The organism is Actinopolymorpha sp. B17G11, assembly GCF_040196095.1.
Classification (GTDB): Bacteria; Actinomycetota; Actinomycetes; order Propionibacteriales; family Actinopolymorphaceae; genus Thermasporomyces.
Genome location: NZ_JBEFTW010000013.1, coordinates 86,979 through 99,055, shown reverse-complemented (window position 1 = coordinate 99,055; position 12,077 = coordinate 86,979). Strand labels below are relative to the sequence as shown.

Annotated in this window: 13 protein-coding genes and 1 pseudogene; 7 read left to right on the top strand and 7 right to left on the bottom strand. The window is 70.2% G+C overall.

The genetic code is table 11. The annotated features are described in order from the left end of the window. Positions 1-546 precede the first annotated feature (546 nt). Complete coding sequence (locus ABN028_RS15820) at positions 547-837, top strand: hypothetical protein (protein ID WP_349697088.1); 291 nt, start codon at positions 547-549, stop codon at positions 835-837. A 42-nt stretch (positions 838-879) separates the two neighbouring features. Here ABN028_RS15820 and ABN028_RS35365 read toward each other — a convergent pair. From ABN028_RS35365 to ssd, 7 genes and pseudogenes are all read right to left on the bottom strand, one after another. Next, positions 880-1,296 (bottom strand): annotated as a pseudogene (locus ABN028_RS35365) (Rv3654c family TadE-like protein); the annotation flags it as partial. Continuing rightward, entirely contained in the window at positions 1,293-1,670 is a 378-nt protein-coding gene (locus ABN028_RS15815; RefSeq protein WP_349697087.1) for a TadE family type IV pilus minor pilin, read from the bottom strand. The pseudogene ABN028_RS35365 and the gene ABN028_RS15815, both read right to left, overlap by 4 nt. After that, positions 1,667-1,846: a DUF4244 domain-containing protein gene (locus ABN028_RS15810; protein WP_349325687.1), complete on the bottom strand. Its 180-nt coding sequence runs from the start codon at positions 1,844-1,846 to the stop codon at positions 1,667-1,669. Before ABN028_RS15810 ends, ABN028_RS15815 begins: the two co-directional genes overlap by 4 nt. A 246-nt stretch (positions 1,847-2,092) precedes the next feature. Next, the gene (locus tag ABN028_RS15805; protein WP_349697086.1) at positions 2,093-2,485 is read right to left on the bottom strand and encodes a type II secretion system F family protein; all 393 of its coding nucleotides are present in this window, start codon (positions 2,483-2,485) and stop codon (positions 2,093-2,095) included. A 457-nt stretch (positions 2,486-2,942) separates the two neighbouring features. Next, the gene (locus ABN028_RS15800; protein ID WP_349697085.1) at positions 2,943-3,662 is read right to left on the bottom strand and encodes a type II secretion system F family protein; all 720 of its coding nucleotides are present in this window, start codon (positions 3,660-3,662) and stop codon (positions 2,943-2,945) included. Next, positions 3,659-4,909, bottom strand: coding sequence for a TadA family conjugal transfer-associated ATPase (locus tag ABN028_RS15795; protein WP_349697084.1), 1,251 nt, complete (start codon positions 4,907-4,909; stop codon positions 3,659-3,661). The genes ABN028_RS15800 and ABN028_RS15795 overlap by 4 nt, the downstream gene beginning before the upstream one ends. Further along, on the bottom strand, positions 4,906-6,000 hold the full coding sequence (gene ssd / locus ABN028_RS15790) for a septum site-determining protein Ssd (protein ID WP_349697083.1): 1,095 nt from the start codon (positions 5,998-6,000) through the stop codon (positions 4,906-4,908). Before ssd ends, ABN028_RS15795 begins: the two co-directional genes overlap by 4 nt. Positions 6,001-6,587: 587 nt before the next feature. Here ssd and ABN028_RS15785 point away from each other — a divergent pair. The 6 genes from ABN028_RS15785 (at position 6,588) to ABN028_RS15760 (ending at position 12,070) form a co-directional block, all read left to right on the top strand. After that, the gene (locus ABN028_RS15785; RefSeq protein WP_349697082.1) at positions 6,588-7,421 is read left to right on the top strand and encodes an HAD family hydrolase; all 834 of its coding nucleotides are present in this window, start codon (positions 6,588-6,590) and stop codon (positions 7,419-7,421) included. 703 nt (positions 7,422-8,124) lie between these two features. Beyond that, the gene (locus ABN028_RS15780; RefSeq protein WP_349697081.1) at positions 8,125-9,048 is read left to right on the top strand and encodes a class I SAM-dependent methyltransferase; all 924 of its coding nucleotides are present in this window, start codon (positions 8,125-8,127) and stop codon (positions 9,046-9,048) included. A 42-nt stretch (positions 9,049-9,090) separates the two neighbouring features. Further along, complete coding sequence (locus ABN028_RS15775) at positions 9,091-9,891, top strand: NUDIX hydrolase N-terminal domain-containing protein (protein ID WP_349697080.1); 801 nt, start codon at positions 9,091-9,093, stop codon at positions 9,889-9,891. A 262-nt stretch (positions 9,892-10,153) separates the two neighbouring features. Beyond that, complete coding sequence (locus ABN028_RS15770; protein WP_349325695.1) at positions 10,154-10,639, top strand: hypothetical protein; 486 nt, start codon at positions 10,154-10,156, stop codon at positions 10,637-10,639. A gap of 73 nt (positions 10,640-10,712) precedes the next feature. Then, the gene (locus tag ABN028_RS15765; RefSeq protein ID WP_349697079.1) at positions 10,713-11,324 is read left to right on the top strand and encodes a SigE family RNA polymerase sigma factor; all 612 of its coding nucleotides are present in this window, start codon (positions 10,713-10,715) and stop codon (positions 11,322-11,324) included. After that, complete coding sequence (locus ABN028_RS15760; RefSeq protein WP_349697078.1) at positions 11,321-12,070, top strand: hypothetical protein; 750 nt, start codon at positions 11,321-11,323, stop codon at positions 12,068-12,070. The genes ABN028_RS15765 and ABN028_RS15760 overlap by 4 nt, the downstream gene beginning before the upstream one ends. Positions 12,071-12,077 lie beyond the last annotated feature (7 nt).

Here is a 12,077-nt window from a genome sequence, read left to right as displayed (position 1 = left end):
TCACCGACTTGGGCCTATGGAATTCAACCATTCGAGGCGACAGCGCGATGTTATGGGGCAAGGGGGCAGCCGCGCAGGGTTATCGCCCGGCACTCCCCAAGCGGGTGGTTGGCGGTAGCCGGGTGTGACGGTGTCTGGCGTGACCTCCCGCGGGCCACGGCGGCTTCCATCCGACGGCCCGGAAGCCGGAAGTGCTCTTCGTGCCAGAGGGGAAGTCGGCGGCGCCCGAGCATGCCGCCGCGCCGACCCCGGCCGGGACACCCATGTTTGTCGACAATTGGTACGACGGAAATCCTGGCAGCGCGGGCTTCGCCGAGCGCGGGCTTGATGCGGCTGCCGCCCAGCTGGGGCGACACGGAACGCGATCGTTAGCTGTCGGGGCCCGGAGGGGTGCCCCTGATGCGTACTCTCTCCGAAGTGGGGGAATAGGAACAAACCACTCAACAAGCACAGATCGGTTCGGCTGCTGGACGTGCTGCCGGTGCGGGCGGCCCAGGCCAGGTCACGCACACGGGGTCCGCCGGACGAAGGAGCTGACGCAGGGTCATGATCGTCATCGGACTCGTCGTTCTCGTGGCTGTCGCCGCGGTGTGCGCCGGTGTCGTGGTGGGCGGAGCGCAGGAGACGACCGTCGGTATCGACCGGCTCCTGATCCACGGCACAACCGCGACCTTCTTCCTCATCGGCGCAGGCACCGCCCTGGCCACGATGCTCGGGCTGTGGTGCGTGGTGGCCGGCATCAGACGCTCCGTTGCCCGCCGGCGCGAACGACGGGAGTACGACGAGGATCAGGGCGGTCCCGGTGTCTCGGACATCGACGAAGGTGCGCGACTGTAGCGACCCGGCGGCACCGTCCCACGCACGTGTTGCCCGCGCCCTGGCTCGGATGACGAACCACTCGCCGGCGAAGCCCGGCACGCGACTCTCGACGGTGACCTCAACCACGTCCTGCGCGGCCGAACACGCGGTCATCCGGACACGGTGACCGCGCGCGATCCGGGCGGCAAGAGCACATCGATCTCCCAGACCCCCACTGACGGCTGCCGCCGACAAGGCGGCGAGATCGGCGGCGCTGTCGGCGCGGCGGCCGGCTGACACGACGGAGACGAGGCTCGCCGCCAAGGCACCCGCCATGACCACCAGCGCCGCGACGGCGAGCACCCAGACCGTGCCACTACCTCGCTCGGACCGAGCCTCCTCCAGCCGATCCCATCCTCGGGGGACCTCCTCGACGAACTGAGCGACGCTGCGTCGCCGTCGCGGGGTGGAGCGAGCGGCTCCCTCCAGAGTGGTCATGACATCCCCGGCTCGAGAGCGACCACAGCCCGGGCGGAGACAGGTACCGGAGGAAGGCGCGACAACACCCGCCACCGGGGCCGGGCGTCAACCACGACGTCGACGGTGGCGAGTCCACCCCGGATGCGGACGTCGATCCAGGCTCCACGAGGCGCGCTGCGGCGTCCTTCGGATCGACTCGCCACCACGGTCTCGCCCCGGGCAACAGCGCGCGCCGTGTCCCGAGCCGCGTCCATGCACCGAGCCTGCAGCGAGACCACGGTGACCGCCCAGACCATGCCGAGCGTCACGACGACCAGCGCCATGAGGGCGAGCGCCGCCTCCGCGGTCACCATGCCGCGCTCGCCCTCTTGTGTCCGCCGGTTCGTTGTCATGCCGCAAGGTCGAGTGCCGATGTGACGACCCTCATCAGGAGTCGCTGCACCTGCTCGCTGGTCAGCAGCTTGATGAGAAGCGCCGCGAAGCTCGCCGCCGCGACGGTGCCGATGGCGTATTCCGCGGTGGTCATCCCACGCTCGTCGGCGCGACGAGCAGTGCCTGCTGTGTGCATGGCGTACCTCCTGGTGGAGTCCGGCGACCGGCCGGAACGGCTGCCCGGTGGGGCGTACAACGACGATGCGGCACCGGATGCTGAGCCAGCGACGGCCAACGCGGCCCTGTGGACAACCCGGCCGAACCGAGATCTGTGGACAACTTCTGGCAGAGGCACATGTCGCAGAAGCTCTGCTCTCTTCTCATCCGAAAAACGAGGGTCGGTCGGCAGGCGGCCGCCTGCCCACTGACCGTCGATTTCGGATCAGCGCAAGAGCCCGCTGACGGCGCCCGCGACCAGGGGCACGACTCCCACGAGCACGAACGCGGGAAGGAAACACAGGGCCAACGGCACCGCCGACCGGACCCCGACGGCACGCGCCTTCTGTTCAGCCCTGGCGCGCCGGGTCCGCCGCGCATCAGCGGCGAGCCGTTCCAGCGTCACTGCGAGCGGCGCCCCGGAGTCCCATACGCGTACCATCGCCCGGCCGAACGAGGCGAGGACGGGTCGGCGAGGAAGGTCGCCCACGCGGCCTGCGGATCGCTGCCAAGGCGGAGCGCCGCGGCGACCTTGCCGAACTCGTCGCCGAGCGGACCGCCGACGGCTACGGCAATCGCCTCGATCGAGGGTCCCGGAGAGCGACCGGTACGAAGACACGCCGCCAGCAGGTCGGCCGCCAGCGGCAGGTCGAGCAGGAGGCGTTCGCGCCTGAGCCGCTCGGCTCGCGACGGCATCCGTAACAGCATCGAACGCAGAACGAGGCCGACCACGAACCCCAGGACGATGCCGGCTCCCCCACCGACGACGAATCCGGTCGCCAACCCCGCGAGCATCGAGACCGCCGCCGCAGTCCGAGGGCGCGCGCGCTCGGCCCACTCGCGCGGTGGTTCGCGTTCGGACGGCTGCCCGAAACGTGGCGAAGGTGGACGTTCGGGATCGTGAGGCATCCCAGTCCCCGCGGGCACCGCCTGCCGCTCAGGCCGCCGTTGCCGTTCTGCCCGCGGACTCCTCCACCGGTGAGCACCACCCGACACCTGCACCAGCCGGGACACACCCGCGGGCGGCCACCACCAAGACAGGACGGCCAGGCCGATGAGGACCGCCGCGAAAGCCTTCATGGCAAGGGCTCCGCGTGTCGGGCGAGGCGGTTGACCCAGCTCACGCCGGTCACGGCAAGTGCGCTTCCCATGACGAGGCAGACCAGGCCGTAGGGACTTCGGGCCAGGAATCCGATCGGGTCAGCGCCGGCACCTACACCGAGCGCCAGTCCCAGCAGGGGAAGTGCAGCCAGCAGGCGCGCGCTGGCCCGTGGTGCCGCCAACTGTGCCGCCACCTCGTCGCGCAGCGCATCGTCGTCCCGCAGCCCGGCCGACACCCGGTCGAGCACGTCGGCAAGGCCGGCCCCGGTTGCCGCTGCGACCGTCCATGCCGCCGCGAGCCGCGTCAATCCCTCGGCGCCTGGAAGCCGGATCGACCGCAGCGACGTGGGGACATCGCCACCCATTCGGCTGACGGCGACGACTGGCGCGAGTGCGGGACATGTCTCAGCCGCCGCCTCCAGAGCGGCGACGGGTGCCCGGCCGGCACGCAACTCCGTTGCGATGACCTCGCATGCCTCGCGTACGAGCGCGCGCCGCTCTTCGATGTCCCGGCGATCGCCGCCCACCCGACCGATCCGGGAGCGCGCCCTCTCCCAGATGCGCACCATCACCGACTGCCCCTGGTCAGCTGGCGGAAGGATCCGTCGCAGCAGAACCCCGGCCGATCGGTCGGGCACCAGCAGCGCACCGGCCGCGGCGGCGAGCGCGAGACACCACCACCCGGCGACGCTCATGCCGAACGCTCTCGCGTCGCACGCACGGGTGTCAGGTCCTCCTGCGTCTCTGCCCGGGCTGATGGGCCCTGCGCCTCGCGTTCCCCGTGCCGACGCAGAGCCGCGCGCAGACTCGGGAGGCCAGCGCCGGGCACGACGGTTCCGGAAGCGCCGAACTCCACCGCGGGCAACGCGTGCACCATGCCGTCGGCGGCGCGGGCGAAGACGGAGATCCCCGCGACCCGGCGGCGCCCATCGCGACCACGGACGAGATGGACGACAGCATCGACGGCAGCGGCAAGTTGGCTGTGCACGGCTGCCCGATCCAGCCCCGCCGCGACACCCAGGGCCTCCACCCGCGCAGGTACCTCCCCTGCCGAGTTGGCGTGCAGCGTGCCACAACCACCCTCGTGGCCGGTGTTGAGCGCGGCCAGCAGATCGATGATCTCCGGCCCGCGCACCTCGCCCACCACAAGGCGGTCAGGGCGCATCCGCAGGGCCTGCCGTACGAGTGTGCGGACGGTGATCTCGCCCGCGCCCTCGAGATTGGGTGGCCGCGCTTCGAGGCGTACGACGTGCGGATGGTCGGGCGCGAGTTCGCTCGCCTCCTCGACCAGGACGAGGCGTTCGTGGGAGGACACGTGTGACAACAGCGTCGCAAGCAGAGTCGTCTTGCCCACGCCTGTGCCGCCGGAGATCAGGTAGGCCAACCGCTCCTTGACGATCAGGTCCAGCAGGTCGGCGCCCTCTGACGGCAAGGATCCTTCGGTGACGAGTTCGTCGAGCGTGAAGACCCTTCGCCTCGGTACGCGCAACGAGATGCAGGTGCCCCCTGCTGACACCGGTGCGAGGACGGCGTGGAAGCGGGTCCCGTCGCCCAGGCGGGCGTCGACGAACGGAGTGGCGTCATCGAGTCGCCGACCGGCGGCGGAGGCCAGTCGCTGGGCGAGCCGGCGGACGGCTGCGTCGTCGGCGAAGCCGATCCGGCAGAGCTCGAGACCGGCACCGCGATCGACCCAGACCTGATGCGGCCCGTGCACGAGGACGTCGGTGACACCGGGTTCGGCGAGGAGATCATCGAGAGGGCCGGCACCGGCGATGTCGCGGCTGAGTTCCGCGCCGATGCGCAACACCGCGGCGTCTCCCAACAGGTGCCCCTCCGCACGCAGAGCCGACACCACCCGTGCGGGTGTCGGTGGGGCGGCGTCGGAGGCGAGTGCGCCGCGCACCCGGTCGAGCAAGGTCGGGTTGACAGCGGACGCGCTCATGCGGCGGCACCTTTGCGATCGGCAGCCACCACGCCGATGTCGGCGAGAAGTCGACGGCACATCCCGGCCAGCGGGCCGTTTCCGCGCGCGGCCGGAACCTCACCGCGCTCCAACATGAGATCGAGTCGTGGCTCTGGTGCCATCTCACCGGCGAGGCGAAGGTCGAGCGCGTCAGCGATGATCCGTCCGTCGAGGCCGGCAGGAGACGGGCCGCGGACGACCGCCCGAATGTCGGACACGTGCGTTGCCAGAGACGTCGCGACCCTCGCACCGGCTGCCACCGCGCGCACCTGTGCGGGAACGACGAGCAGCACGGCCTTGCAGGCCGACAGTGCCTCCTGGGTCGCCTCGTCGAGGTAGCGGGGCAGGTCCAGCACCACCAGGTCGCCGCCTCGCCGGGCGGCACCCAGCACGGACCGCATCGCTACGGCCGGCACGGCCGAGACATCGCCGCGATCCCATGACAGGACCACGAGATCACCCAGCCGCGGAAGTGCCATGCGCAGCGCTCCGGCGTTCATCCGCCCTTCGCTGGCGACGAGTTCGGGCCATCGCATACCCGCGGTGTCCTCGCCACCGACGACCAACTCGATGCCACCGCCGAGCGGATCGCCGTCGAGGAGGAAGCTCGACACTCCCTGACGGGCCGCCGTGACAGCCAGGGCGGCAGCCAACGTCGATGCGCCCGCGCCCCCGCGGCCGCCCACGACGCCGATGGTGGTCGCCTCTCGGTGGGAGCCCTCAGCGGCGTCGGCGATCCGCGTGACGAGCCACGCCTCGGCTTCCTGAACATGGACGACGTGCTCGGCGCCGATCTCGACCGCCCACTCCCACAGGGCCCGGTCATCGAGGCTGTGCGCGGCGACGATCACGTCCGGTCGGCGTACGAACGAAGCTCGGGCGAGTTCGCCCGCGAGATCGGCACCGACGAGGACGAGTGGCGCGCCCACCCACATCCGCCGGGCCGTGCCCGCATCGGCGGCCACATCGAGGACAGCGCCCGAGGCGGCGGCCAGCCGGACCAGGTCGTCGAGGAGGGTGTCGTCGGCAGTGACGGCGAGCGGGCGGGAACCGGGAGAACTCTCGAGCATCGGGCAGACCCTTCAACGATCGTGGGGAAGCCGGACGCCGGGGCCCTACGAGGACGCTGGCGCGGGACGGCTGCCGCAGAGACGGCGAATCCACGATGGCCGGCAGCGGTGGAGGTGGCGACCACGTTGGCTGGAGCTGTGGATGACCACGCCGATTCGTTCGTTGTGGACAAGTTCTGCGCATCACCGATCCGGTACGCCGTACCCATGAACGGTCCCGCGTGGCAGAGAAGGTCCTGGCGTCGTAGGCAACGTTCCAAGCCGAGCCGGGCAGTCGAAGGTGGAGGTGAAGAGGCGACAGCCCCCGCCGGGGGGGAGAGCGGGGGCTGTCCCTGGCCGCGACTCGCCAGAGCGAGGGGCCGGCACCAGCGGCGGGTGTGCCGCTGAGAATCAGGTTCCCTTCTGAAGAGCCGGCAAAACTCGCACGGCTCGATCCCAGTGTGACCCAGAAAGAAGCAGCTCGCCAATCCCCGTAGGGTATTGAGACCCGAACTTTGCTGGCGACAGCCACCGAATACGCACGGGTTGGCCCGGAATGTCCACCAATCCCGCGCACAGATTTCTCTTGACGCTTAGGCTCTGGAGCGATGACCAACGCCGACCCCCGCGCCATCGAGGGCTCCCCCGACCACCTGACCGCCGTGTTCTTCGATCTGGACAAGACGATCCTGGCCAGGTCGAGCACGCTCGCCTTCAGCCGTTCCTTCTACAAGGGCGGCCTGATCAACCGGCGCGCCGTCGTGCGTTCGGCCTACGCGCAGTTCGTCTACCTGTTGGGCGGGGCCAACCACGACCAGATGGAGAAGCTACGTTCACATCTCTCGCGTCTGGTCACGAACTGGGACGTCAGTATCGTCAAGGACATCGTCGCAGAGGCTTTGCACAATGTCGTCGTGCCCCTGGTCTATGCCGAAGCTGTGACCCTCATCAACGAACATCGTTCGGCAGGGCGCGATATCGTCATCGTCTCCACCTCCGGCCAGGAAGTCGTCGAGCCCATCGGCAGAATGCTCGGCGCGGATCTGGTGATCGCGACGCGCATGGCCGTCGCGGAAGGCCGATACACCGGAGAGATCACCTTCTATTCCTACGGCGACAACAAGGTCTCGGCGGTAAGGGAATTGTCGCTTTCGCGGAACTACGACCTGTCCCGCTGCTATGCGTACTCCGACTCGATCACCGACTTGCCGCTCCTCGAGGCTGTCGGCCATCCCTACGTCGTCAATCCCGACCGGGCACTGCGACGGACGGCGGCTCAACGAGGCTGGCCGGTGTTGCGGTTCAGTCGACCGGTCGTGGTGACGAAGCGTTCCAGGCTTGGGATCAATCGCCCTGTCCTGACCGCCGCCGCGCTGGGTGCCGGCATCGCGATGGCACTGTTGTGGGTCATCCGACGTGGTGCGTCGCGGGACCAACGTTGAGGCTCTCAACCGATGTGCCGCAGGCCACCGCGTACGAGAGATCCGCGTCATCAATCGAGTAGCGGAGAAAAACTAAAAGATCTTGTCCGAAGGTCTTCACTCTCGATGGCGAAGGTCGTAGAAATGAAGTATGTCCCGTGGGATCAGAAGTAATTGGCACACACCTTCTGATCGACACGAGACGTGCGCGGCACACGGGCACCCACGCGGCGATCAAGCCCATCCTTAAGGGCGGTCGATTCCAGGCTTGCCTGGAACGACATCAGAGGAGCTGCACGCCTGGTAACCCGACGTGACGCGCTCGCGGCGGCGCTCTCCGAGAGGGAGCGCCGTCGGCATGAGGACCACCGGCTTTCGGTTCCTCCCCACATCTCCCGCCCGACCACATCTCCCGCCTGACCACATCTCCCGCCTGACCACATCTCCCGCCTGACCACATCTCCCTCACCTCATCGCGGTGGCCGGCCGGCGATCATCCGTCGCCGCGCCCTTGTCGGCCGTACGACGACAACCCTTGCCGCTTCCCCTGCGACCGCCACCGCCTCGCCCCGCCGTCGCATGGCACCCGTACCGCCGGTACCCGCCCGCCCCTCGGCGCGGTCGACGGAAGCTGGCCGATCCCTGCCGGACCGCCGGCCAGACGGACCGTCCTGATCACCCGAAACCGCGCGGACCGGTCTGCTTCGCGTAGCATCGCGGCACCATGGAAGAGTCGGTACGGTGGTCGCGGAGCCGGTCTTTCGGATCCGTCGCCGACGTCTACGAGCGGAGCCGGCCGGGTTATCCGCCCGAGGCGGCGTACTGGCTCCTGGCCGACTATCTCCAGCCGGACCAGGCCGACGACCCGCCGAGCGCGTTCGACTCCTATGCCACGGCAGACGTGATGGCCGACCAGGACCGTACCAACTATCCCGCTGGCTACGCCGACACCGACCATGGCGACGGCCAGGTAGGCCTGAGCCACACCGATGCCACCGTGTCCGGTAGCGAGCCCGCAACGGTCGTCGAACTCGCGGCCGGGACCGGCAAGCTCACCACCGCCCTCGTCGACCACGGCCACCGGGTCATCGCGGTCGAGCCGGCGGGCCCCATGCTCGCCCGACTCGTACGCCAGGTGCCGACCGCGACCCCTGTGCAGGCGGTCGCCGAGAAGATCCCGCTCGCCGAGTCGTGCGCCGACGCGGTGGTGGTCGCGCAGGCCTTCCACTGGTTCGACACCGATGTGGCTCTCGCGGAGATCGCCCGCGTCCTCAAACCGGGCGGCACGCTCGGCCTGCTCTGGAACTACCGCGACGAGTCGGTCCCCTGGGTACGCCAGCTGTCCAGCCTGCTCGCTGCCGCCGAGCGGATCGAGGCCCGCCAGGCGGAGGAACTGATCGAGAAGCTCGAGTGGAGCCGGCTGTTCTCCCCGCCGGAGTATGCCGGATTCCGGCTCTGGCAGAAGCTCGACCGCGACGGGCTGCTCCACCTCGTCGCCTCCCGTTCCTACGTCGCGACCCTTCCGCCGGGTGAGCGGCAGGAGGTCCTGCACCAGGTCGGCGAGCTGTACGACGTGACGGCACGGCAGCCGGACGGGCTCGTGATGCCGTACATCACCACCTGCTACCGAACCCGGACGAGGCGGTAGCCGGATCGGTACGGCGCCAGTCCGCCCTGAGAGACTTGCGCCATGACGCCGGACCCTGAGCTCAGCACTGGGCCCGAAGCCGGCGGCGCGGGCGACGGCGCCGGCAGCACGCGCGGCACCGGCAGCACGCGCGGCACCGGCAGCACGCGCGGCGCGGGTAGCGCGACCGCCGCCGCCAACGGAGGCGACGACAAACCGGCCGAGAGCGATGCCAACGGACCACGCCTCCACGCACTCGCCATCGAACTTGCCGCCCTCGCGCGCAACGGCTTGAACTACCAGCCCGATCGCTACGAGACGGCCCGCTACGAACGTATCCACTCCATCACGGCCGAGATCATGGGAATGCTGTCCGGCTCCAACCCGGCGGGCTTCCGCGCCGCGCTCGCCGCCGAGGCCGGGCACGCCACGCCGAAAGTCGACGTGCGCGGCGCCCTCGTCGAGGACGGCAGGATCCTGCTGGTCCAGGAGGCGCGTGACGGCCGGTGGACGCTGCCGGGCGGCTGGGCCGACGCGATGGACACCCCGGCCGAGGCGGTGGAGCGGGAGTTCGGCGAGGAGGCCGGGCTGGCGGTCCGCGCGGCGAAGCTGGCCGCTGTCCACGACGGCTCGCGTCGTAACGGCCACGCGCGGAGCCCGTGGCACATCTACAAGCTGTTCTTCATGGTCGAACGCGTCGACGACGCGGCACCGAGGGCCGGCCTCGACGGCGAGACCACGGACGTGGGGTTCTTCCGGCTCGACGACCTGCCCGAACTCTCCACCGCCCGTTCGACAGTTGAGCAGCTCGCGACGCTGTTGGCCCACCACCGCGACCCCGCTCGCCCGACCGACTTCGACTGACCCCGGCTGGCGTCAACCGACGCCGGCCGGCTCCAACCGACGCCGGCCGGCTCCAACCGACGCCGGCCGGCTCCAACCGACGCCGGCCGGCTCCGACCGACTCAGCCGGCGGCACCAGGCCCTCGACGGTTCCGCGTGGTCGACGGAGAACGGTGACCTGGCCGCGGCAACCTTTCGCCCGAGGCAGGCATCGTTCAGGCTGACACCCGTCAAGCCGCGCCAGAAAGTCCCGCGCCCAGGAGAGTCGAGGGAGGTGACCTACGTGGGAGCGTCAGGTGTACGGATCCCATGGCCTACGCACGAAGGAACCCACCGGGCGATCGGATGGTTCGCGGCGGCCGCCCTCCTCGTCCCGGCACTGTCGATGGCGACGACGCCCACCAGCGCCCGCGCCGCCGCTCCGGACGTCGCGGAGAAGGAGATCGCGGCCGCGACAGCAGGGGAGTTCAGGGTCGCGTTCATCGCTCGCAAGGCGGACGAGAGCGCGATGCCGACGGCCACGGTCGAGGTCGCCGGTTTCGTCCGCCGGGAAGGTACGTGGGTCTCCGTCGGTCGCCGGCAAGTGGTTCCGGACAAGGATGCCGCGTGGTTCTGGAACACCGTGACCGACCCGGGCGGGGTGTGTGAACTGTCGGTCGCCGACTCCCCGGAGCCAAGTGCCGCGGTCGTCCTCAGCTACGGGCCGAGCGCCGGTTGTGCCACCACCGCACGGTTCCGGATCGAGCGCGGGCGCCTGGTGGACAGATGAACGCCGACCGAGAAGCCGACGCCTCCTCATGTCCGCCGCCACGTCCTCGTGACGATCGGGGGGCGGCGGGCAGATGAGCGCGGCACCGAAGGCCGACGGCGAAGAGACCGACGAGTCCCAGCGATACCCGCCCTTCATGGTGGAACGCGCGGGGGCGGCTGGCGGCGGGGCCGCTCTCGTACGCCTGTTCACCGAGAGGTACGCCGACCTGACCCGGCTCGCCTACGTCATGACCGGTGACAGGGACGTCGCCGAGGATCTCGCCCAGGACGCGTTCGTCCGTGCATGGCCCCGCCTTGCCACGCTCAGGGCGCCGGAGGCGGCCCCGGCCTATCTGCGTACGACCCTCGTCAATCTGGTCCGGCAACGCCACCGGCGGCGGGTACTCGAGTGGCGTCACCCGCCCACACGGCCCGAGCCCGTGCCTCCCCCGGATGACGACCGGAGCACCGCGCTGGACCTCGCCGAGGTCGTACGCAAGCTGCCGCTACGAAAGCGGGAGTGCATCGTCCTGCGGTTCTACGCCGACCTGTCCGAGGAGGAGACCGCGAGGATCCTCGGCATCTCGGTCGGCACCGTGAAGAGCCAGACGCACCGCGCCCTCCGGCTACTCGCCAAGGAGCTCGAGAGCGCACCGTCGGCACCGCTCGACTTCGACCCGACCAGAAGGGCGAAGGACCGATGAACGACCCGAGGACCTCCCCCGACCCGCGAGCCGCCGACGATCTCGAACGCCGGCTCAGGTCAGCTCTGCACGCCGACGCCGCCCGTGCCCACGTCAGTCCGGACGCGTGGAGCAAGGTGCACCGCCGGCTCGACGCGGGCCGGTCGGCGGGACGGACGAACCGTCGGGCCAGGCGTACGTTCATGCTCGGACTTGCCACCGTCACCGCAGCGGCGGCCACGTTCGGCGTGCTGTTCATGCCGCACCTCGTCCGAACGCTGCCCGTCGCTGGACCGAACCCCGCGGACACGACAGGGCCGGCCGACACGGCACGGCCTGGCGAGGCGACCGCGCCCTCCAGGCCGCCGACACCCGCGGCGAGCGCACCTGGCCCCCTCGCCCGTCGACCCACGCTCGCCGTGGCGACGGCCGGCGACGACCTGCGGGTCCGGCTCGAACTGGTCTACGGCAGGCAGTACGAAGATGGCGCGACGGTGCGGCTCCGCCCGTACCGCTGGAATGACGGCACCTGGACGCCGCTCGGCACGGACAGGGCGGTCGTCGGGGCGGTCGGCGGCTGGCCCGTCGACGCACGTAGCCGACCGGGCGTGTGCGAGCTCACCGTCGTGAACGCCCGCACGGGTGGAACTCCGGGCGTCAAGCCGATCGCGGCGCAGGTCCGCGTCCGGCTCACCTCCCTCGAGGACCCCAAGTGCACCGAGGCGTACGACTTCCAGTTGGCAGGCGACCGGTTGGTCACTCGGTAGCGGACTC

Excerpts from the sequence above, each read along its gene's own strand:
- ABN028_RS15820 (WP_349697088.1), top strand. The coding sequence starts at position 547 with ATGATCGTCATCGGACTCGTCGTTCTCGTGGCTGTCGCCGCGGTGTGC.
- ABN028_RS15815 (WP_349697087.1), bottom strand. The coding sequence starts at position 1,670 with ATGACAACGAACCGGCGGACACAAGAGGGCGAGCGCGGCATGGTGACC.
- ABN028_RS15810 (WP_349325687.1), bottom strand. The coding sequence starts at position 1,846 with ATGCACACAGCAGGCACTGCTCGTCGCGCCGACGAGCGTGGGATGACC.
- ABN028_RS15800 (WP_349697085.1), bottom strand. The coding sequence starts at position 3,662 with ATGAGCGTCGCCGGGTGGTGGTGTCTCGCGCTCGCCGCCGCGGCCGGT.
- ABN028_RS15795 (WP_349697084.1), bottom strand. The coding sequence starts at position 4,909 with ATGAGCGCGTCCGCTGTCAACCCGACCTTGCTCGACCGGGTGCGCGGC.
- ssd (WP_349697083.1), bottom strand. The coding sequence starts at position 6,000 with ATGCTCGAGAGTTCTCCCGGTTCCCGCCCGCTCGCCGTCACTGCCGAC.
- ABN028_RS15785 (WP_349697082.1), top strand. The coding sequence starts at position 6,588 with ATGACCAACGCCGACCCCCGCGCCATCGAGGGCTCCCCCGACCACCTG.
- ABN028_RS15780 (WP_349697081.1), top strand. The coding sequence starts at position 8,125 with ATGGAAGAGTCGGTACGGTGGTCGCGGAGCCGGTCTTTCGGATCCGTC.
- ABN028_RS15775 (WP_349697080.1), top strand. The coding sequence starts at position 9,091 with ATGACGCCGGACCCTGAGCTCAGCACTGGGCCCGAAGCCGGCGGCGCG.
- ABN028_RS15765 (WP_349697079.1), top strand. The coding sequence starts at position 10,713 with ATGAGCGCGGCACCGAAGGCCGACGGCGAAGAGACCGACGAGTCCCAG.
- ABN028_RS15760 (WP_349697078.1), top strand. The coding sequence starts at position 11,321 with ATGAACGACCCGAGGACCTCCCCCGACCCGCGAGCCGCCGACGATCTC.